This is a genomic window from Caloranaerobacter ferrireducens (assembly GCF_001730685.1).
Taxonomy (GTDB): domain Bacteria; phylum Bacillota; class Clostridia; order Tissierellales; family Thermohalobacteraceae; genus Caloranaerobacter; species Caloranaerobacter ferrireducens.
In genome coordinates, this window is sequence record NZ_MDJR01000001.1 from 831,740 (window position 1) to 856,368 (window position 24,629).

At 28.9% G+C, this 24,629-nt stretch carries 27 protein-coding genes; all 27 read right to left on the reverse strand.

Annotated features, from left to right (window positions below; all coding sequences use genetic code 11):
- Window positions 1–10: 10 nt before the first annotated feature.
- Window positions 11–304, reverse strand: coding sequence for a L7Ae/L30e/S12e/Gadd45 family ribosomal protein (locus BFN48_RS04075; RefSeq protein ID WP_069649565.1), 294 nt, complete (start codon window positions 302–304; stop codon window positions 11–13).
- Entirely contained in the window at window positions 297–566 is a 270-nt protein-coding gene (gene rnpM / locus BFN48_RS04080) for an RNase P modulator RnpM (protein WP_069649566.1), read from the reverse strand. Before rnpM ends, BFN48_RS04075 begins: the two co-directional genes overlap by 8 nt.
- A gap of 11 nt (window positions 567–577) precedes the next feature.
- Window positions 578–1,621 (reverse strand): transcription termination factor NusA, encoded by a 1,044-nt coding sequence (nusA, locus tag BFN48_RS04085; RefSeq protein WP_069649567.1) that lies wholly within the window; start codon window positions 1,619–1,621, stop codon window positions 578–580.
- Window positions 1,622–1,639: 18 nt separating this feature from the next.
- Window positions 1,640–2,104: a ribosome maturation factor RimP gene (gene rimP, locus BFN48_RS04090; RefSeq protein WP_069649568.1), complete on the reverse strand. Its 465-nt coding sequence runs from the start codon at window positions 2,102–2,104 to the stop codon at window positions 1,640–1,642.
- A gap of 149 nt (window positions 2,105–2,253) precedes the next feature.
- A complete protein-coding gene (locus BFN48_RS04095; RefSeq protein ID WP_083238775.1) occupies window positions 2,254–6,543 on the reverse strand; it encodes a PolC-type DNA polymerase III in 4,290 nt (1,429 codons plus the stop codon).
- A 23-nt stretch (window positions 6,544–6,566) separates the two neighbouring features.
- The gene (locus BFN48_RS04100; RefSeq protein WP_083238776.1) at window positions 6,567–7,229 is read right to left on the reverse strand and encodes an MgtC/SapB family protein; all 663 of its coding nucleotides are present in this window, start codon (window positions 7,227–7,229) and stop codon (window positions 6,567–6,569) included.
- Window positions 7,230–7,239: 10 nt separating this feature from the next.
- Window positions 7,240–7,884, reverse strand: coding sequence for a glycosyltransferase family 2 protein (locus BFN48_RS04105; protein WP_069649570.1), 645 nt, complete (start codon window positions 7,882–7,884; stop codon window positions 7,240–7,242).
- Window positions 7,885–7,903: 19 nt separating this feature from the next.
- Window positions 7,904–8,950 carry a flavodoxin-dependent (E)-4-hydroxy-3-methylbut-2-enyl-diphosphate synthase gene (gene ispG / locus BFN48_RS04110; RefSeq protein WP_069649571.1) on the reverse strand — a complete coding sequence of 349 codons (1,047 nt, stop codon included), beginning with the start codon at window positions 8,948–8,950 and terminating at the stop codon, window positions 7,904–7,906.
- 8 nt (window positions 8,951–8,958) lie between these two features.
- A complete protein-coding gene (rseP, locus tag BFN48_RS04115) occupies window positions 8,959–9,969 on the reverse strand; it encodes an RIP metalloprotease RseP (protein ID WP_069649572.1) in 1,011 nt (336 codons plus the stop codon).
- 13 nt (window positions 9,970–9,982) lie between these two features.
- Window positions 9,983–11,131: a 1-deoxy-D-xylulose-5-phosphate reductoisomerase gene (locus tag BFN48_RS04120; RefSeq protein ID WP_069649573.1), complete on the reverse strand. Its 1,149-nt coding sequence runs from the start codon at window positions 11,129–11,131 to the stop codon at window positions 9,983–9,985.
- Window positions 11,132–11,234: 103 nt separating this feature from the next.
- Window positions 11,235–12,002 carry a phosphatidate cytidylyltransferase gene (locus BFN48_RS04125; protein WP_141706110.1) on the reverse strand — a complete coding sequence of 256 codons (768 nt, stop codon included), beginning with the start codon at window positions 12,000–12,002 and terminating at the stop codon, window positions 11,235–11,237.
- A 13-nt stretch (window positions 12,003–12,015) separates the two neighbouring features.
- Window positions 12,016–12,777: an isoprenyl transferase gene (locus BFN48_RS04130; protein WP_069649574.1), complete on the reverse strand. Its 762-nt coding sequence runs from the start codon at window positions 12,775–12,777 to the stop codon at window positions 12,016–12,018.
- A gap of 53 nt (window positions 12,778–12,830) precedes the next feature.
- Window positions 12,831–13,019, reverse strand: coding sequence for a hypothetical protein (locus BFN48_RS04135; RefSeq protein WP_069649575.1), 189 nt, complete (start codon window positions 13,017–13,019; stop codon window positions 12,831–12,833).
- 7 nt (window positions 13,020–13,026) lie between these two features.
- Window positions 13,027–13,584 carry a ribosome recycling factor gene (gene frr / locus BFN48_RS04140; protein WP_069649576.1) on the reverse strand — a complete coding sequence of 186 codons (558 nt, stop codon included), beginning with the start codon at window positions 13,582–13,584 and terminating at the stop codon, window positions 13,027–13,029.
- 2 nt (window positions 13,585–13,586) lie between these two features.
- Window positions 13,587–14,306 (reverse strand): UMP kinase, encoded by a 720-nt coding sequence (gene pyrH / locus BFN48_RS04145; RefSeq protein WP_069649577.1) that lies wholly within the window; start codon window positions 14,304–14,306, stop codon window positions 13,587–13,589.
- 126 nt (window positions 14,307–14,432) lie between these two features.
- Window positions 14,433–15,080 carry a translation elongation factor Ts gene (gene tsf / locus BFN48_RS04150; RefSeq protein ID WP_069649578.1) on the reverse strand — a complete coding sequence of 216 codons (648 nt, stop codon included), beginning with the start codon at window positions 15,078–15,080 and terminating at the stop codon, window positions 14,433–14,435.
- Between the two features lie 79 nt (window positions 15,081–15,159).
- The gene (rpsB, locus tag BFN48_RS04155) at window positions 15,160–15,858 is read right to left on the reverse strand and encodes a 30S ribosomal protein S2 (protein WP_069649579.1); all 699 of its coding nucleotides are present in this window, start codon (window positions 15,856–15,858) and stop codon (window positions 15,160–15,162) included.
- Between the two features lie 179 nt (window positions 15,859–16,037).
- On the reverse strand, window positions 16,038–16,490 hold the full coding sequence (locus tag BFN48_RS04160) for a hypothetical protein (protein ID WP_069649580.1): 453 nt from the start codon (window positions 16,488–16,490) through the stop codon (window positions 16,038–16,040).
- Between the two features lie 14 nt (window positions 16,491–16,504).
- Entirely contained in the window at window positions 16,505–16,816 is a 312-nt protein-coding gene (locus BFN48_RS04165; RefSeq protein ID WP_069649581.1) for a hypothetical protein, read from the reverse strand.
- A 17-nt stretch (window positions 16,817–16,833) separates the two neighbouring features.
- The gene (locus BFN48_RS04170; protein ID WP_069649582.1) at window positions 16,834–18,462 is read right to left on the reverse strand and encodes a DUF342 domain-containing protein; all 1,629 of its coding nucleotides are present in this window, start codon (window positions 18,460–18,462) and stop codon (window positions 16,834–16,836) included.
- A gap of 15 nt (window positions 18,463–18,477) precedes the next feature.
- Complete coding sequence (locus tag BFN48_RS04175) at window positions 18,478–19,215, reverse strand: FliA/WhiG family RNA polymerase sigma factor (RefSeq protein WP_069649583.1); 738 nt, start codon at window positions 19,213–19,215, stop codon at window positions 18,478–18,480.
- A gap of 64 nt (window positions 19,216–19,279) precedes the next feature.
- Window positions 19,280–19,762, reverse strand: coding sequence for a chemotaxis protein CheD (locus BFN48_RS04180; protein ID WP_069649584.1), 483 nt, complete (start codon window positions 19,760–19,762; stop codon window positions 19,280–19,282).
- Entirely contained in the window at window positions 19,759–20,373 is a 615-nt protein-coding gene (locus tag BFN48_RS04185; RefSeq protein WP_069649585.1) for a chemotaxis protein CheC, read from the reverse strand. Before BFN48_RS04185 ends, BFN48_RS04180 begins: the two co-directional genes overlap by 4 nt.
- A gap of 31 nt (window positions 20,374–20,404) precedes the next feature.
- A complete protein-coding gene (locus BFN48_RS04190) occupies window positions 20,405–20,839 on the reverse strand; it encodes a chemotaxis protein CheW (RefSeq protein ID WP_069649586.1) in 435 nt (144 codons plus the stop codon).
- Between the two features lie 15 nt (window positions 20,840–20,854).
- Entirely contained in the window at window positions 20,855–22,855 is a 2,001-nt protein-coding gene (locus BFN48_RS04195) for a chemotaxis protein CheA (RefSeq protein ID WP_069649587.1), read from the reverse strand.
- On the reverse strand, window positions 22,856–23,905 hold the full coding sequence (locus BFN48_RS04200) for a protein-glutamate methylesterase/protein-glutamine glutaminase (RefSeq protein ID WP_069649588.1): 1,050 nt from the start codon (window positions 23,903–23,905) through the stop codon (window positions 22,856–22,858).
- The gene (locus BFN48_RS04205; RefSeq protein ID WP_069649589.1) at window positions 23,906–24,580 is read right to left on the reverse strand and encodes a flagellar brake protein; all 675 of its coding nucleotides are present in this window, start codon (window positions 24,578–24,580) and stop codon (window positions 23,906–23,908) included.
- Between the last annotated feature and the right edge of the window lie 49 nt (window positions 24,581–24,629).

Genomic DNA, 24,629 nt, shown 5'->3' on the forward strand with positions numbered 1-24,629 from the left:
TGGCAGGAAATCACAGTAATTTAACTATTGCTTTTGAAAAATTGTCATCACATATTGCTATTGTAGATATTAATCCTTTTCCTATACTACTCCCTAAAGCATCTTTATCTCCATAAATAATTTGTTTAATCCCATATCTCTTAGTGAGTTTAATAAATTTATTTTTTGTATTTTCTGATGCATCATTCGCTATTATTAGCAATCTACATTTTCTCTTTTTAATTGCGATTTCACAGCCCATTTCTCCAAATTTTAAATGTCCTGCTTTCATACATAATCCTAATAATGAATAAAACTTATTCATTCTTAGTTAACTCCTCTTTTAATTTTATGTAGATTTCTTGAGGAATATCGATTTCCAAAGCTTTATTTAACTTTTTACCTTTTACAGCTTTCTCTAAACAATCTATATTTTTACATATATAGGCGCCTCTCCCATTAGCCTTTCCTGTTAAATCTATACTAACAATACCTTCTTTGTTTTTTACAATCCTAACCAGTTCTTTTTTGGGTTTCTGTTCATTACATCCAACACATTTTCTAAGTGGTACTTTTCTTTTTTTCATCATACCACCCCTTATTTTTCTAAGTTTTCTTGACTTTCACTTTTAATATCTATTTTCCAACCTGTTAATTTGGCAGCCAACCTTGCATTTTGTCCCTCTTTACCAATAGCTAACGACAATTGATAGTCCGGAACGATTACTTTAGCAGATTTCTCTTCTTCATCTACTTCTACACTGATAACTTTTGCTGGACTTAAACTATTTGCAATAAATTCACTAATATTTTTACTCCAAATTATAATATCAATTTTTTCACCATTCAACTCATCTACTACCGCTTTAACTCTAGCTCCTTTATGTCCAACACAAGCCCCTACTGGATCAACATTCTCATCATTAGAATAAACAGCTATTTTAGTTCTTGATCCAGCTTCTCTTGCAATATTATAAATATCAACAATTCCATCATGAATTTCAGGTACTTCTAATTCAAATAATCTTTTTACAAGGCCTGGATGAGTTCTTGATAATATTATTTGTGGACCCTTTGTAGTCTTCTTAACTTCTAAAATATACGTTTTAATTCTATCGCCTTGTTTGTAAATTTCGCCCGGAATTTGTTCTGTTGGAGGTAATACACCCTCTGTTCTGCCTAAATTGATAAGTACATTGCTTTTACTTACTCTTTGAACTAAACCCGTTACAATTTCACTTTCTCTATTGACAAATTCTTCATATATTATTTCTCTTTCTGCTTCTCTGATTCGTTGTAAAACTACTTGTTTAGCTGTTTGTGCAGCAATTCTTCCAAAGTTCTTAGGTGTTACTTCTATTCGTACTGTATCTCCAACTTGATAATTTGGATCTATCTCTTTAGCATCCTCTAAGTTTATTTCTAATAGTGGATTTTCAACATTTTCTACAACTACCTTCTTTGCGTATGCTTTTACTTCACCATTTTCTTTATCTATCTCTACTTCAACATTTTGAGATGTCCCAAAGTTCTTTCTATATGCAGTTTTTAAAGCTGCTTCTAAAGCATCATATAATACATCCTTTGTTATTCCTTTATCTTTAACAATTTGTTCTAGAGCCTCTAAAAACTCGGCTTTCATACATATAATACCTCCCTGTTAAAAAATAACTGCCAAATTAATTTTAGCCAAATCTTTTCTATCTATTGTTATTAAGCTGCCTTGTTCTAATTCAATAGTTACAGTAGCTTCATCATAATCTTTAAGTTTTCCAATAAACTTTTTCTTACCTTCAATAGGTTTATATAAACTAATTTCTACTTCTTTTCCTAAACTTTTTTCATAATCACTTTCAGTTTTTAAAGGTCTGTCTAGTCCAGGAGAAGAAACTTCCAAATAATAATTTTCTTCAATAGGGTCAATCTCATCTAATCTATCACTTAGCCGTTCACTTACTTTTTGACAATCTTCTATTGTTATTCCACCAGGCTTATCTATAAATATTCTTAAAAAACGTTGTGAGCCTTCTTTAACAAATTCTACATCAACAAGTTCAAAATTATAATCTTCAACTATTTGCAATGCTAATTCTCTTGTTAATTCTTCAATTTCTTTTCTATTCATATACTCACCTCCATATTTAAAGTTATTTTTTGTTAAAATATATATCTTATACAAAACGATTGTCTGAATAAATTAAAGAGTGGGAATAACCCACTCTTTCTTTAGTTACCTCTTATTTACTTTAAATATAACATATTCTATTTAAAAAATCAAATGTTAAATAAACTTAACTGATTACTTTCTGGCATACCTTCTAAGCAACCATGATTTTTTAAAGCTTCAATTACCGTTTTAGTTACTTTAGTACGATTAATCAAATCTTCAATAGATAAAAATTCACCATTTGCTCTTTCTTTCACAATACTTTTCGCAGCATTTTCGCCAACACCTTGTAAAGATTTTAATGGAGGTAATATGCCTCGTTTAGTTATGATAAATTTATCACTATCAGATTCATATAAATCTACTTTACAAAACTTAAATCCTCTTAAATACATTTCAAGAGCTACTTCTAGTACAGTTAATAAGTTCTTTTCTTTAGCTGTTTTAGAATTCCCCAACTCTTCTAATTCTACTATCTTTCTTTTAATTACTTCAGGTCCTTTTGTAATTAATTCTGCATCAAAATCAGCTGCTTTAGAAGTAAAATAAGTAGCATAAAATGCTTCTGGATAGTGGACTTTAAAATAAGCTATTCTGAACGACATCATTACATATGCTACTGCATGTGCTTTTGGAAACATATATTTTATTTTCTTACATGACTCAATATACCAATCTGGCACATTCATTTCTCTCATATAATCTTCATCTTCTTGAGATAAACCTTTACCTTTCCTAACTTTTTCCATGATTTTAAAAGATCTTTTTTTATCTAACCCTTTGTAAATTAAATAAAGCATAATATCATCTCTAGTTGAAATTACTTCACTTAATTTTGCTATTCCGTCTCTTACCAAATCTTGTGCATTATTAAGCCAAACATCAGTACCATGAGATAACCCACTAATCCTTACCAATTCAGCAAAAGTAGTTGGTTTAGTATCGATTAACATCTGTCTAACAAATTTAGTGCCAAACTCTGGTATACCTAAAGTACCTACTTCACATTCCAAATCTTCTTTAGATATCCCAAGTGGCTCAGTACTAGTAAAAATTCTCATAGTTTGTTCATCATCTAAAGGTATCTTTTGAGGATCTACTCCTGTTAAATCTTCTAGCATCCTAATTATAGTAGGAACATCGTGACCTAGAATATCAAGCTTTAAAATTCTACCACTTATAGAGTGATAATCGAAGTGTGTAGTTATAACTCCTGAACTTTTATCATCTGCAGGATATTGAATTGGACAAAAATCAAAAATTTCTTTATCATTTGGTACAACCATTAACCCTCCTGGATGTTGCCCAGAAGTTCTTTTTATACCTGTACAACCTTTGACCAGTCTATTTATTTCTGCACTATTAATCGATATACCTTTTTCTTCAAAATACTTCTTTACAAAGCCATATGCAGTTTTTTCTGCTATAGTACCTATAGTACCAGCTCTAAAAACATAACCTTTACCAAAAAGTTGTTCTGTATATTTATGTGCTATTGGTTGATACTCACCAGCAAAATTTAAGTCTATATCTGGTTCTTTGTCGCCTTCAAATCCTAAAAATACTTCAAAAGGAATATCATGTCCATCTTTATTATACTTTGTTCCACATTTTGGACATATCTTATCTGGCAAATCGGCTCCTGACCCAACAGAACCATCAGTAATAAATTCACTATTCTTACAATTAGGACACACATAATGAGGTGGCAAAGGATTTACTTCTGTAATATCACTCATTGTGGCAACAAAAGATGAACCAACAGATCCTCTTGAACCTACTAAATATCCATCTCTTAAAGATTTGGTTACTAATTTCTGAGCAATGATATACATGACAGCATATCCATTGCTAATAATCGAATTAAGTTCTCTATCTAAACGATCTTTTACAATACTAGGTAGATTTTCTCCATATATTTTTTTTGCTTTCTTATAGGTCATTTCTCTTAACTCTTCTTCTGCCCCTTGAATTTTAGGAGGAAAAGTTCCTTTAGGTATAGGTAAAATATCTTCTATCATATCTGCTATTAAATTTGTATTATATACAACAACTTCTTTGGCTTTATCTTCTCCTAAATACTCAAAAGCTTTTAACATTTCATCTGTAGTCTTAAAATATAGAGGAGCTTGGTTATCTGCATCTGAATATCCTTGACCATGCATTAATATTCTTCTATATACTTCATCATATGGATCTAAAAAATGTACATCTCCAGTAGCAACTACAGGCTTTTTAAATTTTTCTCCTAATTCTACTACTTTTTTATTAATCAATTTTAACTCCTCTATATCTTTTACTACTCCATTTCTAATAAGATGTAAATTGTTTTCTATTGGCTGTATTTCTAAATAATCATAAAAATTAACAATTTCTCTAATTTCATTAAAATCTTTTCCTTTCAATAATGCCTTATAAAGTTCACCTGCTTCACAAGCAGTTCCAAGTATTAAATCTTCTCTATATTTAGCAAGTAAGGATTTAGGTATCCTAGGCTTTCTATGAAAATATTTTAAATGTGATTCTGATATTATCTTATATAGAGTTTTCAATCCACTTTGATTTTTTGCAAAAATAACAATATGATAAGTCTCATTAGTCTTAAAATTATTATTACTAAATATTGTATTTATCTCTGACAATTCAGAAACGCCTTTTTCCTTTAATATTGCTAAACATTTCAAAAATATTTTAGCAGTTGCTTCTGAATCGTCAACTGCTCTATGATGATTTTCCAATTTTATATTTAGATGCTTAGCTAAAACATTTAATTTATGACTTTTAAGTTTAGGAAATAGATTTCTAGATAATTCCAAAGTGTCTAAAATCGGATTAGTAAGTTTAAATCCATATTTATTGCAGTTTGCTTTAATAAAGCTTACATCAAAAGAGGCATTATGAGCTACTAAAACACATCCATTTGTAAAATCTAAAAATTTTGGTAGAACTTCTTCTATAGTTGGTTTATCGGCTACCATTTCATTATTTATACCAGTAAGTTGTACGATTTTTTCAGGTATTTCAATCTCAGGATTTATCAACTGGCTAAATCTATCAATAATTTTATTTCCCTTAATCTTTACTGCTCCTATCTCAGTAATCTTATCATTAAAAGGTGATAAACCTGTTGTTTCGATATCGAAAACAACATATTCACAATCTAATTTCTCCTTATCATAATTGGAAACTATTAATTTACTATCATTTACTAAATAGCCTTCAACTCCATACAATACTTTTATTCCATATTTTTCGGCAGCTTCCATTCCTTCAGGAAAACTTTGAACTACACCATGATCTGTTATAGCTATAGCTTTATGTCCCCATTCACTTGCCCTTTTAGCTATAGCACTAAAGCTTGACATTCCATCCATTGCACTCATTTGTGTATGTACGTGCAATTCTACTCTTTTTTCAGTTGCTGTATCATGTCTCTTACTTTTTTCAGCCAATTTAATAGATTTAGCAATGATTATCAACTGTTTTAAGAAAGTATCGTAAACAACATCTCCATTTATTTTAACAAAAGTTCCATTTTTTATATTTGAATTCAATTTTTCCTGAACTTTATCATTAGCAAAAATTTTTACAGTTATCGAGTTTGTATAATCTGTTATATTGAAGATATAAAGTTTTTTATTATTTTTTAGCTCTTTTATTTCTAAATCAAAAATTTCACCTTCTACAGCAGCTAAACCTGTATTAGTATTAATCTCAGAAATTCTAATAATTTCATCATTAAAGTTCTTACCATAAATCAAACAACTATCATCTATTTTCTCAACCTGTTCTCTATTATTTTTTTCATTATTTCGGTTTTCTGTTAGTTTTATAATAAAGTTTTTCTCTTCCTTTTCTTTTAATTCATTATGTATTTTAACATTAACACTTTCTTTTTCTTTCTTATAAATTAAATTAACTTTTATCTTTAATCCAAAATTATTCAATAGTGTTTTTTTAATAATCTCATCTATCCTTTTATTGATTAATGACTGATAGACAAATTCATTTTCTAAGTATAAATTCAATATCTCTTCTTCTACACTCCATTTCAAACTATCTGTCCAACCTACACTTGAAGGAATTTCTTTATGAATTATAAAAATAATATTGTTCCAAAACTTTTCAATAACTACTTTTAAATTCTTCCCTTGATCTATATATTTAACCAAAATATTAATTTTCCCCAAACCTTCAACTTTGCTTTTTAAATCTAACTTGATTTTTTCTAATTCATTAATATTTAATATTTCTTTAGAACTTAAAACTAAATCCAATGAATTATCTTTTAAATTATATCGAACTTTTTCTATAATAGCAAAATAAACAGTGTCTGAAACTTTTATACCGACCTTATTCATTCTCTTTCCCAAATATCTATCTTCAAAAGAATTCATTTAAACTGTTGCCTCCTCTTATTCTAACACTCATATACCTCTAATATATCCTCTATTCTACTTAATTCATTCAATAAGTCAAGTTTAATAGATTTATTTGGTATTTGTATAAGTAAAGTAATTACCACCATATTATCATCCTGTGATTCTAATTCAATATTTCTAATGTTTGCACCATATTTTCCAGTAACCGATCCTACTTTGCCAAGTTGGCCAGGTTGATTAACCGAAACTATTTTGATACACATATAATTTCTTCTTACTTTAATATGCTTTTCAACTTTAGTAAAAGCTAATAAAGTAATAAATACTAGCAATGCAGTTAAAATAGCTGCCAAATAAAAACCTGCTCCAATAGCTAAACCGATACAAGCTACTGCCCACAAGCCAGCAGCTGTAGTTAATCCTTTAACAGTTGTTCCTTCTCTAATAATAGTTCCAGCTCCTAAGAAACCTATACCACTAATTACTTGTGCTCCTAATCTAGTCACATCCAAACTACTTCTGTAATTATATAAATCAACTATATATATTCCTGTTAACATAACTAAAGTTGAACCTACACATACTAAAATATGTGTTCTAAAACCAGCTGGTCTCCGTATACTTTCTCTTTCCATTCCGATTAATCCTGAAAGTAAAATTGACAAAAAAAGCCTGATAAATATTTGCTTAATTGTTAACATAATCATACACCTATTTCTTTAAATTCACTAAGCTAATATATTTTGCTATATCTCTATACATCTTTAACCTAGCTGTAAAACCTTTTACAACTCCCAACTTTTCTTCTTTCATAACGTGTGTTACATTGTCTAAATAAACTTCTTTAGTTTTTATATTATTTTTAGAAACATATCTTGTCAATGCTACTTCAACTCCATATCTTGTTACATCAATATTAGAAATTCCTTCAATTATGTATCTCTTTATAGCCCTTTGCCCAGACAAATAAGGTGTTAATTTTTGTGCTAAGTCAGTTGCAAATCTTCCATTATTAAATATGCCAATTGACATATCGCATTCTCCATTAATAACCGGCATAAGTAAATCTAATACATGCTTGGGTTTAAGGCCGACAAGATCTGCATCTAAGAATAATATAATTTCTCCATTTGTTCTATCTACTCCATTTTTTATAGCTCCACCTTTACCAATATTATCTTTTAATTCTATAACATCCACACCAAAATCCCTTGCTATCTGTGCAGTCATATCTTCTGAGCCGTCACTAACTACAATAATCCTATCAATTAAATCTATTTCTTTAACTACACTTAAAACATTTCCAATAGTTTTTTCCTCATTGTAAGCTGGAATAATAGTAGTTATTGTTTCCATAAGTTTCTCCCCCTAACAATTATAATTTGTTAATCTCTTTAATAAGTTCATTCAGCAACTCACTTTCTTTAACTTTTTTTATAATTTCCCCTTTTCTAAAAATTAGTCCATTACCTTTCCCGCCTGCAATTCCAAAATCAGCTTCCCTAGCTTCACCAGGTCCGTTCACAGCGCAACCCATTATCGCTATTTTCAAAGGTTTATTAATATCTTTCAACTTTTTTTCAGCCTCTGTTACTAATTTAATAAGATCTATCTCAGTCCTTCCACAGGTAGGACATGATATTATCTCTACCTTATCTTTGAGTAATCCAATAGATCTTAAAATTTGTTTTCCTACTTTTACTTCTTCAACCGGATCACCTGTTAATGATACTCGTATTGTATCCCCTATTCCCATAAGTAAAAGAGCACCTATTCCTATCGATGATTTAATAGTTCCTTTCCAAACAGTACCAGCTTCAGTTATTCCAAGGTGAAAAGGATAATCAACTATTTCAGCCATTTTTTTATAAGCATTTATTGTTAGAAGTACATCAGAAGATTTTAAAGAAATTACTATATCTCTAAAATCCATATTTTCAAGTATTCTAATATGGTCTAATGCACTATATATCATAGCATCTTCATTTACTCCACCAAATTTATCAATATATTCTTTACTTATAGAGCCGGAATTAACACCAATTCTTATAGGTACATTATAATCTTTACAAGCTTTTACTACTTCTTTTATTCTAGCCTCAGATCCAATATTTCCTGGATTTATCCTTAAACCATCTACACCGTTTTTCACAGATTCAATTGCTAACCTATAATCAAAGTGTACATCTGCTATCAAAGGTATATTTATTTGTTTTTTAATTGTTTTTATAGCATTAGCTGATTCAATATCTTTAACAGATACCCTTACTATATCACATCCTTCGCTTTCTAGCTCTTTGATTTGTCTAATTGTACTATTAGTGTCTCTTGTATCAGTATTAGTCATAGACTGAACAGTAATTTGTGAATCCCCACCTACCGCTACATTACCATAAAATATTTTTCGTGTTTTCCTTCTCATAACAACACCTACCTAAAAACATTAAATCTAACAATATCTTTATAAACAATTATTATCATGAGTATCATTAAAAAAATAAATCCAATAAAATGTATAAAACCCTCTTTTTCAGGTTCAATTGGTTTTTTCCTTATAGATTCAATAAAAAGAAACATCAATCTACTCCCATCTAAAGCTGGTATTGGTAATAGATTGAAAAAACCTAAGTTCACGCTAATTAAACCTGTTAATGACAATACACTTAACATCCCTACTTTTGCTGCTTCTCCAACCATATATATAATACCGACAGGTCCAACTATATCTTTAGTATTTATATTGCCTTTAAAAAGCATTTGAAAAAACTTAAACATCATACTGATAATAAAAATTGTACGTTCAATTCCTACTTTTACTGAATATATTATCGACTTTTTAGCCTTTGGTATTATACCTATCATAAACCTACCAGACTCTTTATCTAACACAGGTTTCACAACAAATTTCTTTTTTTCATTTCCTCTTAACACTACAATCTCTAATTCCTTATCTTTCTCCTTATTAATTTCAGCCACTATTTCTTCCCATTTCTTAATTGTTTTATCATTAATTTGAACAATTTTATCCCCATTTTTTAATCCTGAAATTTCTGCTGGAAAGCTTGGAGTAACTTTTTCAATAATTGTAGTTGGCATCCCTATAACATAAGCTATTATACTAAATACTAAAACAGCTAAAACAAAATTCATGAATGCACCAGCAAATAATACTGCAGCTCTCGATAATATAGATTTATTATTGAAACTTCTTAGATCATTTGAAACTTCATCTTCACCTTCCATTCTAACATATCCACCTATTGGTAATATACGTATTGAATATTCAGTTTCACCTTTTTTTATACTTGCTAATCTCGGTCCCATACCTATTGAAAATTCATGAACTTTTATATCTACCATTTTAGCTACTATAAAATGTCCAAACTCATGAAAAATTACTACTAAAAAAAATACTAATATAGCTGCAACAGCTGTAAGCAATTGCTAACACCACCTATCTATTATATTCTGAAATAATATATTCTCTAGCCCATTTATCACTTTCTATTATATCATCTAAATTAGGTTTATATATTATTTTATGTTTTAACATTGCTTTTTCAATTAATTTAGGTATATCTAAAAATTGTATTTTTCCTTCTAAAAACAATTTCACAGCTATTTCATTAGCTGCATTTAAAACACTCGGCATTGTACCTCCTTGTTTTATAGCTTCAAATGCAAATTTTAAACAAGGAAATGTATCTAAGTCAGGCTCTTCAAACGTTAATTCTTTGATTTCAGTTAACTTTAATTTTTTTGTGCTACTATATTTTCTTGCTGGATAAGTTAAAGCATATTGTATTGGTATCTTCATATCAGGTACTCCTAATTGTGCTATTATTGAACCATCTATAAACTCTACCATCGAATGAATTATACTTTGCGGATGTACAACAACTTCAATATTCTCTATATTTACATCAAATAACCACTTTGCTTCTATAACTTCTAGACCCTTATTCATCAACGTTGCTGAATCAATAGAAATTTTTCTACCCATAGACCAATTTGGGTGTTTTAAAGCATCAAAAACACTTACATTTTTTAAATCATTTAGTTTTTTGCCTCTAAAAGGTCCTCCTGAAGCAGTTAGAATTATTTTTGAGACTTCTTCTTTTGCTCCTGATTTCAAGCTTTGAAATATAGCGGAATGCTCACTATCAACAGGTATAATATCTATGTTGTTCTTTTTTGCTTCAGCCATTACTATTTCTCCTGCTGTTACCAATGTCTCTTTATTTGCTAAAGCAATTATTTTACCAGATTTTATCGCTTCTAATGTAGGTAAAAGTCCTATCATTCCAACAACTGAAGTTAATACAATATCAGATTGTTTTTCAGTTGCAACTTCAATTAATCCATCCATACCACTTACTACTTTAATATTATGTATCCTTAGTTTCTCTCTAAGCAATTTTGCTCTATTTTCATCATAAACTGCTACAATTTGGGGTTTATATTTTAAAGCTTGTTTTTCTAATAAGTCAATGTTTGTATTTGCAGATAATCCAACTATATTAAAATCATCTAATTCGTTTATAACTTCTAAAGTTTGTGTTCCTATTGAACCAGTAGATCCTAATATACTTACATTTTTCAAACTATCACTCCTATTATGTTTATTTTAGATTAATTTAAGAACAACTTTAATAGTTTTTTTGTTATTTACCAATAAATACAGATTACCCATTTACCACTGTTTGTTATAACAATAATTTAATAAAATAATATACAATAGGCGTTGTATATAAAATACTATCAAATCTATCTAATACGCCACCATGACCTGGCATAATATTTCCATAATCTTTTACACCGCATAGCCTTTTAATTTTAGATGCGGTAAGATCTCCTATTTGAGCAAATAATGACGATATAATAGCTAACAAAGCAAATTTTACAAAATCAGTTGATCCAATATACTTAGCAAATAATAAAGTTATAATTAAAGAACCCAAAACCCCTCCAATTGCACCTTCAATTGTTTTTTTAGGACTAAGATGTGGACATAATTTCCTTTTACCAAACATCATTCCTGTAAAATAAGCGAAGGTATCTGTTGCCCAAGCAGTAATAAAAATTAACCATATCATGGTATTTCCATTTAACAATATAATATGAAATAATAGAAAAATTATATATATTTCACTAAAAATAGTAGCACCAATATCATTTATATTTAGATTTTTATTAAACACAAAAAGTAACATTACTGAAAAAAAATAAACTATTATTAAAAAAGGTACGTATGTTTGACTGTTAATATTGATTAAAATAAATAAGCAAATTGTTATAAAATAATTCAAAAATATTAATGGCTTAACATTTATTTTTCTTACTGTCTTGTCAAACTCATATAAACCAATAAGCCCTACAATAAGTACCGAAAAATTTAATAAAGCACCACCTTTTAACACTATACTAATAAGTAATAATAACCCAACTAATCCACTAACAATTCTACTTTTCAAAAAAATCACCATCCTATATTTTCCCAAATCTTCTCTCTCGATTTTGATACTCAAGTATTGCTTTATACAAATGTTCTTCTTTAAAATCTGGCCATAATGTATTTGTAAAATAAAACTCTGAATAAGCAATTTGATATAGTAAAAAATTACTTACTCTTTGTTCTCCACTAGTTCTTATCAAAAGATCTGGATCTGGTTGATTTCTTGTATACAAATATTTTTTAAAATTCTCTTTATTTATTTCTTCAATATTTATTTTATTGTGTTTTACATCAAGTATTATATTTCTAACAGCTTGTATAATTTCATCTCTTGATCCATAATTTAATGCTATATTCAAAATAAGTTTTTCATTATTTTTAGTTTTCTCAATAGCTTTGATTATTTCTTTTTTTGGTAAATCCGGCAATTCATCAATATTACCTAAAACCATAATTCTTACATTATTTTTATGTAGTGTATCTAGTTCTTTTCTTAAATATTCTACTAGTAACTTCATTAAAGTATCCACTTCATCTTTAGGCCTTGCCCAGTTTTCAGTTGAAAAAGCATATAATGTCAAATATTCAATCCCTAAGTTTCCACATGCTTTAACTATCTCTTTTACTCTTTCAACTCCTTCTTTATGTCCTGCAGTCCTTGGTAAAAATCTTTTTTTAGCCCATCTTCCGTTTCCATCCATTATTATCGCAACATGTCTTGGTAATTTATTTTTATCTATTAAACTTTTTAGTTTTTCTACTTTTAGAACTTCTTCACGTGTATTCCCAAACATCTAATAACCTCCATTTTCAGTCATTAAAAACCCCTTCTCGATAAAGAAGGGGATTAAAAAAATCCTACTTTTAAAACTAAATAGCCATTTTCTTCTAATACTTTTACTATCCTTATATCTTCAAGATTTATATTCAATCTTTTATTCAATCCATATGTATTTCTTATTTCTATTTTTTTATCCAACTCTATGAATTCAATCGCATCTATTAAATTATAGCCTAATAAATTGTTATACTTCAATTTATTACTATACCTCCAACAATTCCTTTTCTTTCTTTTCAAATAATTTATTAATCTCTTCAATATACTTATCAGTCAGTTTCTGAACTTCTTCTTCAGCTTTTCTTAAATCATCTTGAGTTAATTCTCCAGCTTTCTCCATCTTTTTTAAATGGTCATTTGCATCTCTTCTCTCATTTCTTACTGCTACTTTTGCATTTTCCGTTAATTTTTTCAAATGTTTTATTAACTCTTTTCTTCTTTCTTCTGTAAGCTGTGGTATGTTTAGCCTTATAACTTTGTTATCGATTGATGGATTTAATCCTAAATCTGATTTAATAATGGCTTTTTCGATAGCTGGAACTGCATTAGCATCCCAAGCTTGAATAACTAAAAGTCTAGGTTCGGGAGCTGAAATATTAGCTATTTGCTTAAGAGGCGTAGGTGTACCATAATAGTCAACCATAATTCTGTCTAATAAAGCTGGATTAGCTCGACCAGCTTTAATACCCATAATCTCTTCTTTATAAACTTTTAAAGTTTTTTTCATTTTTTCTTCTGTCGTTTTATGAACTTCCAAATACATATTTAAACCTCCTTTACTTGAGTACCTATTTTTTCACCCATAACTACTTTAACAATGTTTTCTGGTTGCTCAATGCCAAAAACTATAATTGGTATTTGGTTATCCATACATAATGATGCTGCCGTTGAATCCATAACACCTAATCCTAAATTTAAAATATCTTTATAGTCAATTACTTCGAACTTTTTTGCATCTGGATTCAATAATGGATCTGAATCATATACTCCATCAACACCCTTTTTAGCCAATAAAATTACATCCGCCTCAATTTCCGCTGCTCTTAGAGCTGCTGTAGTATCTGTTGAAAAATATGGATTTCCTGTACCCGCTGCAAAAATCACTACTCTACCTTTTTCTAAATGTCTCACTGCTTTTCGCCTTATATAAGGCTCTGCTATTTGTCTCATTTCTATCGCCGTTTGCACTCTAGTAAACACTCCCAAACTTTCTAGTGCATCCTGCATAGCCAAAGCATTTATTACAGTTGCTAACATGCCCATATAGTCAGCAGTCGTTCTATCCATTCCTACACCACTTTTTTTACCTCTCCAAAAATTACCTCCACCTACTACTATAGAAGTCTCTACATTGAGCTCATTTAGAGTTTTAATCTGCTTTGCTATATTCATTATTGTAGCTTTATCAATACCAAAGCCTTTATCTCCAGCTAAAGCTTCCCCACTTAACTTAAGTATAATTCTCTTATATTTAACTTCTTTCATTTGAACACTCCTATATATTTTATTCTATATTATTCTATATAATCCTTCAAATTCAAAAAATTATACAAAAATATTATTAGAAACATTAGTATTCAAATGGAGAACACAAAGTGTTCTCCATAAAAATTACATCTTAATTTGTTTAGCTACTTCTTCTGCAAAATTCTCTTGTTTTTTCTCAATTCCTTCGCCTACTTCATATCTAACAAATCTTCTTATTTTTATATTTTCTCCTATCTTTGCTATCTTCTCTGTCAATATATCCTTAATTGTTACATCTGGATCTTTTATAAAAGGTTGTTCTAGTAAACATACTTCCTTATAGAATTTTTCTAAACGTCCTTCTACCATTTTTTCAACAATATGCTCAGGTTTACCTTCATTTAAAGCTTGTTGTTTTAAAATCTCTTTTTCTTTTTCAATTACTTCTGTTGGTACTTCTTCTCTTGATACATATTTAGGATTCTGTGCAGCAATTTGCATAGCTATATCACGTACAAATTGTCTGAATTCTTCATTCTTTGCAACAAAATCAGTTTCACTGTTCACTTCTACAAGTACACCTATTCTTCCACCATGTATGTAAGAATCTACAATACCTTCAGCAGCTACTCTTCCTGCTTTTTTAGCTGCTTTTGATAAACCTTTCTTTCTTAATATTTCAACTGCTTTTTCTAAATCACCATTTGCCTCAACTAAAGCTTTTTTACAATCTAACATGCCTGCTCCTGTTCTTTCTCTCAACTCTTTTACCATAGAAGCTGTTACAGCCATTTTATCCCCTCCTAATTATTAATAATTAAAAAGGTAAGAGCAGTAAGGGATAAGCTCCCTTCCAACCCTTACCTTACATTTACTCGTTATCTTGTTCTCCTTGCTTTCCTTCTAGTACAGCATTTGCTATTGTTTGTGTTAGTAACTTAACTGCTCTAATAGCATCATCATTACCAGGAATTACGTAATCCACTTCATCTGGATCGCAATTAGTATCTACAATAGCTACAACTGGTATTCCAAGAGTTCGAGCTTCTTTAACTGCTATCTTTTCTTTCCTTGGATCCACTACAAATAATACATCTGGAAGGCCTTTCATATTTTTAATTCCACCTAAAAACTTCTCTAATCTTTCAGCTTCATGTCTTAATTTAATTACCTCTTTCTTAGGTAATACATCAAAAGTGCCTTCCTCTTCCATTCTCTTTAACTCATGTAACCTGTCTACTCTCTTTTTAATTGTCTTATAGTTAGTAAGCATACCACCTAACCATCTTTGATTCACATAGTGCATACCACATCTACTTGCTTCTTGCTGAATAGATTCTTGTGCTTGTTTTTTAGTACCAACGAAAAGCACTTGACCTCCATTTTCAACAATTTCTTTTATAAACTTGTATGCTTCTTCAATTTTTTCAACTGTTTTTTGAAGGTCAATAATGTAAATCCCATTTCTTTCAGTAAAAATGTACTCTGCCATTTTTGGGTTCCATCTTCTAGTTTGATGTCCAAAATGAACACCAGCTTCTAGAAGTTGTTTCATTGTTATCACTGCCATATAAATACACCTCCATTGTTTTATTCCTCCACCTGAATCATATTCCAAGAAGACCCAATAGGGCACATTTCAAGGAATCATCAAGTGTGTGTAATTTCACTTTTAGTAGTATATCATACCTTTTTTATTTTGACAATATTTTTCTTAAAGATATATAACTAATTTAATAAAACTTAAATCTATTTATTTAATTTTTTCAATTTTAGTATCATATCGACTTCTCTTATACTTCTATTTAGCTTTTTTGCAATTTCAATATTTCTAAACCCGTCATGTTTTAGTTTATAAACTTCATTTACTAAATCAATACCTTCCCAATTCTTAAATTCGTTATTTTTAATCACTTCGTTTAATAAGTTGTTATCTATTAAAACTTTACCAGTTTCCTTTCCTTTATCTGTATCTCCAATCTTCATATAGTCATGAATTTCTCTTATTTTTTCTTCTAAATCAAATATCATCTGTTCAAATCTATCAATCGTTTGCTCAAAATATTTAATATAATCTAACGATTCAGAATTTCTATATTCAACTTCATTTAAATATTTAAATTTTTCTTCATTTTTTATCCAAGCAATCAAAGACAATATAATTAGTACAATACCTAAACATATTAGTAATATCGAAGTCATATTACAACCCCTTATCAAATTCTAACATCAAATCTACTACCTAAATAATTCTTTTTTTTGTCAGTTTCTTTATTATCTTCACTTTTGCTTTTTTCTCTTTCATTATTGAAATCTTGATTTTTTTTATTTCTATCATTATCCATTTTTGATTTGTATGTTTCTTTAGATTTATTAATAGTTTTTTGCTCTTTCTCTATATTCTTCTTATTTTCAAGTACTTCATTATACAAATTAGTAAATGCCTTATTATTTTCAGACTGCTGAACTTTAGAAAGCATCTGCGTTTTTGAAATTGCTAATCTTAAATCAGCAGTATTAATTTTCATAAGTATCCTCCTAATTATTATTCAAACGAAGTAATCTTTATTTCTCCGTCAACATTTATAAAAGTACATGGTCCAAGTTTCTCTCTTACAAACATAACACTGTTTCCAATCGTAATTTTAACCCCTGGGAAAATTTCTCTTTCTACTTTAACCTTGCCATTAGTCTGTGATTTTAGTTTTTCTTCTATACCAATAAACTGTTCTTTTAAAGTTTCTAATTGATTAGCTAAAAGTTGTCTACTATCTATAATTTTGACAAGTAATTCTTTTTTTTCATCAGATAGACTATTATTTTTTGCTAATCTAGTAAATAATTTTATCGTTTTATCAACCTTTTCTAAATTCGACTTTATTGCATTTATTTTATTTTTTAATTCTGTATGTTTTAGTTTTAATTCTGGATCTATTCCTACTTCTAATACCGTTACAGTGCCCATTGGTGAACCTATCGTTTTTGCTTTAATTTCATTTTTGGCTTTACAAAACCCACCAACAATTAAACCTTTCTTACCATTTACTTCAATATTATTACCAGAAATTACTTTACTATGCATTATTGCTTCTGCATGTACATCCAAATTAGCATAGATATTGCTATTTTCAATAAACTTTGTATAAATATTTCCTTTAGATATTAGTTTTCCTTTATGATACCCCTGTATACCTCTTTTAACTATAATATTGCCATTACTTTCAACAGCAGCTCCTTCAACTACCCCATTTATTTCAACATTACTCATTGCCTTTACACAAAAACCTGTAATAACATTTCCTTTTATTCTTACCGTACCATTAAAAATAATATTGCCTGTTGCATTATCTACATTTCCAGTAATTTCATATACTTCATAAACAACAATTTTCTCATCTTGATATATAACTTGTCCATCTTTTAATGCATATGCTGCATTCCTATCCTCAGATAAAACTACATTTTTACCTACTTTCAAAAATTTTTCTTTACCTTTAATAGAAGGTATAATTTCCCCAGTTACAGTAATACCATTCTCACCATTTGTAGCAGGAATTCTTTCTGCTAACAACTGACCTTTTTTAACATTATTTATTATGTTTAAATTTCTATAATCTACACTACCATCTTTTAAAATCTTTGGTTTGTGTTTATTCTCAATATTAAAATGCCATCTGATATAACTATCTTGTCCTTGCACTGGCTTTTTCCCTTTGGCAACACAGATCTTTTCATTATAAACTTTATTTTCAAAAATTTCTTTTAGTTTATCATAATCAAGTCCATATTTTATTTCTTCTTTTACCTTATTTACAAATTCATCAAACTCTATATTTCTACCGCCATCAGGTGGTAACAAAGTTACATAGCCATACATCTTATCTTCCGAGATATCAATTAATGCTTCTTCATCAATCAACATTTCATTCTGTTTCGGTGCAATTCGTACAAAATTACTTTTAGCTTCATTTATTGCATTAACAATCGTCTCTAAATCATATTCTTTTATCTGCTTCCTGTTAATTTTTTCCAGTACATCAGATAAACTTATTTTATTTCTTACAGTAGTGTTTATGTAAATATAAACTCCATCTTCTAAATATTTAAACTCAAAATCATTAATATTATTTTTCTTTAATAAATTCTTTTCTAATTTATCAGTTTTTGTGCCCATTTACTCACCACCTGATTAATTAAATATTCCTATATGTTTTAACTTGCTTTTGATAGAAATAAGAGCTTTACTATGTAATTGTGATATCCTTGATTCAGAAACTCCTAAAATCTCACTTATCTCCTTATAAGTTAGTTCATCATAGTAATACAGCGATATAACTAATTTTTCTTTTTCTGGCAAAGTATCAATAATTCTACTAAGTATAGATTTTATTTCTTTTTTTTCAAATTGTCCTTCTGGAGTATCATAGTTGTTTTTAAATATTATTTCATTACCAGAAGCAATAATATCTTCTAGCGAAACAATATTATAAATTGAAATCTCTCTAAACAATTTTTCTACTTCTTTTTCATCAATATTTAGCTTTTTAGCAACATCTTTATATGTAACTGTTCTTCCTAAATTATTCTCTAATTCTCTAACAATTTCCTCTAGCTCTTTAGCTTTTTTTCTTAAAGATCTAGGAATCCAATCTAGTTTTCTTAAATTATCTATTATCGCACCTCTAACTCTAATTTGCGCATATGTCTCAAATTTTAATCCTCTATTAATATCAAACTTCTCTATAGCATCTATTAGACCAAATATTCCATAACTCAATAAATCATCAAATTCTATATTACCGCTGTAATAATTATATAGCCTTCCAGCTACGATTTTAACTAGATATACATATTCTTCAATCAATTTTTTTTTGTATTCAATATTATTGGTAGATTTGTACCTATCCCAAATTTCTTCAATGGTCATATTAAATCCTCCTGTATAACAGGTTGCTATAATTATATTATGTTGCCTTTAGCTATGTCTGCCTTTAAATATATTTACATCCTCTACCAATCGTTCTTACCATTAATGAACCATCCTCGCAGTTTAACTCAATAGTTCTACCATAATTTCCTCCTGTATCTTCAGCTACTATTCGAATGCCATATTCTTTTAATTTCTTTTTTGATGCTATCACATTTCTATCACCTATTCTCAGTATCTCATTTTGAGTACTGAACTTAAACATCTGCGAACCACCAGCTAATTTAGCTACTAGGTCATTTTTATTTGCTCCAATTTTAATCATTTCTTCAATCAGTATTTCAATTGCAGTATCTGCAAATTTTGCCTTATTTGAATTATTTTTTATATCCAAGCTAGACGGTAACATTATATGAGCTAATCCACCAATTTTATTTTTTCTATCATATAGAACAATGCCTACACATGAACCTAATCCCAAAGTTGTAATTATGCAAGGTGATTTAGAAACTGCTAAATCTGCCATACCTACTTTTATTACTTTCATATTTCAACTACCCCTAATTTTTTTAACATTGTTTCAAAAGAATCTAATTCTGGTATTAAAAATAAATTTCCAGTTACCTGATTATTCCCTTCTTTAAACTGAGTTTCAATAAATAAAACCTTATCACTGATATATCCAAACTGTATAGCTGGTACACTTAAAATTGCTCCTGCCATATCAATCGCTATAGATGGAACTGAAATTTTCAAAACCATATCAGAAAGCATACTCAAAGAATTTATATATGAAGCAGCAAGTATATTGCCAACCTCAGATAAAGCCGACATATCCATATCAGTAAATTCATTACTTTCATTATTACTTTTAAAAAGTAAATTTAATAAGCAACGTGCAGAATCTATATTCAAAATGAACATGATATTCCCTTTTATATCTCCATTCATCTCAAAATAAATTCCAACAACAGGTTTTTCTGCTCCGCCAAGTACATTTGCTACTTCATTAAAGTCTAATATTTTTACTTGGGGTACATCCATATCTACCTTCTTATTTATAATACCTGCTAATGCAGTTGCTGCATTCCCAGAACCTATATTACCTATTTCTCTTAGCACATCTAATAATATAATATTTAAATTATTTATATCCATTATTAACACCTCTGAATATTTGTTATATTGTCTATAAAATTTTTTTCAGATTTAGAAGCATAATCAAATTCCCATCTTTTTTTCCTATACCTTTAACAAATTCAACTGTATTTGTCTCTCCTATTGTAGGAGGATTGTCCACTTCATTATCATTTAAATGAATTACTTCTGATGAAGAATCTACTACTAATCCAATTACAAAATCTTTTATTGAAACAATTATAACTCTCGTATCATTATCATAGGCCCTTATTGGTAGTCCAAACCTTTCTCTTAAATCAATAACAGGAATAACTTCTCCACGTAAATTTATAACTCCTTTAACATAAGGCTTTGTGTTGGGTACCCTTGTTATATTTGTAATCTTCTCAATCGTTTTAACATACTCAATTTCAATTCCATAACTTTCATCATCTAATTTAAATAAAACATATTGATTTGTATTTATACTTTCTATCGAATTCAAAATTTCACCTCCTACTTAAAATAAAGAATTTATATCCAGTATAAGTGATATACTACCATCTCCCAAAATTGTTGCTCCTGCTATATATCTAGTTCCTGATAAATATTTTCCTAATGATTTTATTACTATTTCTTGTTGGCCTATAAGCTTGTCTACAATCAGTCCTGCCTCCTTATCACCCTTCTTTGCAATAACTGTAATCAATTCTTCTCTCTCATCAATTTCATCAAATTTCTCGATTCCTAAAACTTCATCTAATCTAATTATTGGCAATGTTTTATTTCTAAATAAAACGACTTCATGATTCTGCACTTTTCTAATAGTTTGGCTTTTAATAGTTGTTATTTCCTTTATTGAACTTAACGGCAATGCATAAATTTCATCTTTCAGTTTTATTAATAACGCTTGAATTATTGCTAATGTTAGCGGTATTCTTATTATAAATTTTGTACCTTTCCCTTTTTCTGTTTCAACTTCAATATTACCACCTATAGACTCAATTTTATTTTTGACTACATCTAAACCTACACCTCTACCTGAAATATCTGATATTTTTTCAGCTGTACTAAAGCCAGCTCTAAAGAGTAAAGAAATTATCTCTTCCTTAGACATGTTATATGCTATTTCTTCTGTTATTATTTTCTTATCTACTGCTTTACGTTTAACTTTTTCCAAATCAATACCTCTACCATCATCTTCAACCTCTATAACAACATTATTACCATCTGGATACGCTCTTAAATATAAAGAACCAAATTCTTTCTTGCCAATTTCTAACCTTTCTTCTGGACTTTCTATTCCATGATCTATCGAATTTCGTATTAAATGAATTAAAGGATCTCCTATCTCATCAATTACTGTTCTATCTACTTCAGTCTCCTCACCAGACATAATGAGTTTAATATCCTTACCCAACTCTTTTGATAAATCTCGTACCATTCTAGGAAATCTATTGAAAACTCTATCAATAGGTACCATTCTTACTTTCATAACTGCATCATGTATACTAGTAGTAATTCTTTCTAAATATTCAATTGCCTCATTCATATTATGATTTTCTGTGCGACCACCAACTTCTTCCATTCTTGTTTTAATGATAATTAATTCACTTACAAGATTCATCAAATTATCAAGTCTATCAATATCAACTCTAACAGTTTTTCCTACTTTATTATTTTTCTTTTTACTTTTTTTCTCAGTTTTAATTTGATCTTTATTTTGTATATTATTAGTCCCTTCTAAAGTCTTGTCATTGTTTATACTATTCATATTATCTAGTTTCTTTATTTTAATAATTTCAACATCAGTTATCTTATTCAGTTCATCTAAAATAATGTTTTCATCAATTTTACTTAAAATCGTTATCGAAAAGCTTAAATCAAACTTTTCATCCTCTATATCTTCAACTGAAGGTTTTGAATAAATTATTTCTCCATATCTTTCTAATGTATTGAATACAATAAATGCTCTTGCTGCTTTTAACATACAATCTTCTTTTAAAGTTACATCAATCGTATATGCACTTAATCCTTTTTCCTGTGCCTTTTTTACAATGTTAATAGCATATTCACTAAGATTATTCACACGATCAGCTTTCTCTTTTTTTATACTAGTTTCCGATTTGCAACCTTCATTATTATTTAAAACAGAATTCAACTTAATAATCAATTCTTTATTGTCTTGTTCTCCCTCTTCACCTTCTACAGCTATAATATTAATATACTCCTCGAGAGTATCAAAACATTTAAATAATAAATCAATAATATCAGTATTAATAGCTAATCTGTCATTTCTTATTGCATCCAGCAAATTTTCCATTTCATGTGTCAAATTTGCTATTTTAGTAAATCCCATTGTACCAGACATACCTTTTAAAGTATGTGCTACTCTAAATATCTCATTAATTAATTCTTTATCGTCAGGATTTTTTTCCAAACTTAATAAACTACCATTTAAATTATGTAAATGTTCTTTAGACTCATCTATAAATATATCAAGATATTGACTAATATCCAATTATAACACCCCCAATATATTTAAAACCTCATTTGAAATTGACTCTAAAGGTAATATTTTACTGATACCCCCGATATTTATCGCAGCCTTTGGCATTCCAAAAACAACACAACTTTTTTCATCTTGTGCAATAGTAAAACCATTATTTTCTTTAATAAGTTTTATACCCTGACTTCCATCAGAACCCATTCCTGTTAATATCACACCTATTTTTTTAAGATATTTAATTTTTGCAACTGATTTCATTAAAACATCTACAGATGGTCTATGTCCAGAAACAGGCTTTTCCTTGCTTAATCTTATGTATACTTTATTAATACCTACTTCATCTAATGTCATGTGGTAACCACCTGGAGCAATATAACAATATCCTCTTCTTACTAACTCTCCATCTTCACCTTCCTTTACTACAAGCTGTGACATAGAGTTTAATCTATTAGCTAGAGATTTAGTAAAACCCTGTGGCATATGTTGTACAACAACTAAAGCAGCATTAATTTCATTTGGTAGAGTTGGTATTATTGCCTGTAGTGCTCTTGGTCCGCCAGTAGAAGTTCCCAAAGCAACTATGTAATCTAATTTTTCTTCTTTATTAGTTATATCTATAGATCTTTTTTTGAAAACCGTATGCTTGTCCGTCACAGTATTTAGTAAGGCAGCATTTGCAGCTACTTTAACTTTCTTTATAATTTCTACTTTTTTCTCTTGACTTCCTACCTTAAAAATATTAGTTGGTTTTGTAATAAAATCAACAGCTCCATATTCTAAAGCTCTTAAAGTCGCTTCAGCACCTTGGCTAGTCAAACTACTAAGCATTACAACTGGTTTTCTGAATTTTTTCATAATTTCTCTTAATGCTTCGATTCCATCCATCACTGGCATTTCAATGTCTAATGTAATAACATCAGGATTTAAATAAGATATTTTATCTAAAGCATCTTTGCCATCCTTAGCAGTTCCAACAACTTCAATCGTTTCATCGCTAGATAAAATATCACTTATTATCTTACGCATAAATGCTGAATCATCTACAACTAGAACCTTAATCATTTAGATCAGTCCTTTTTTCCTTAATTTTCTTTGCTGTTCAAAAATATATCTAATCAATCGTTCTCTATCTTCATCTTCTATTTCAGTAAATTTTACTCCTAAAGAAAATTTAAAATTATCATTTTCTATCTCTTGAATTCTTACAACTGTTCCTAAAGCTGTTATGCTAAAATCTGTTATTGAAATGTTTAATTTTACTATATCGCCTACAGAATGTTTAAAATTACAAAATACTCTTATACCACCACCACTAATATCCTTTGCTATACAGCTCTCAATCACTTCTTTATTATTATCATCAAGTTTTAAATTATATATTTTTTGTACATCTAATTTTACTGATAGCCTGTAATAATTCCTTTCTTGTAATTTCGTAGTACAACTTATTTTCTCGATTTTTAATTTATATATATTTTTATATTCACGCTCAATAATTTTTGCTTTAAATACAAACCTTCCTTTATCTTCACGAAAATATGTAATCTCAATTAAACTTCCAACATGTAACGGTATTAATGCACTTTTCTGTATAGGCCCACTTATTATATAAATATTATCATCAATAATATCAAGTATTTGGCTTGCATATTTATTATTTGTTTTTGTCTTAGCTTCTCTAATTTCTATTTTGTCACCTATAGCTGGGTATTCACCTGACGTCTTCTTTTTGTGCATTAAATATGGTCCTCCTTTTGAAAAAAATCTTTATACATAATGTCAAAAT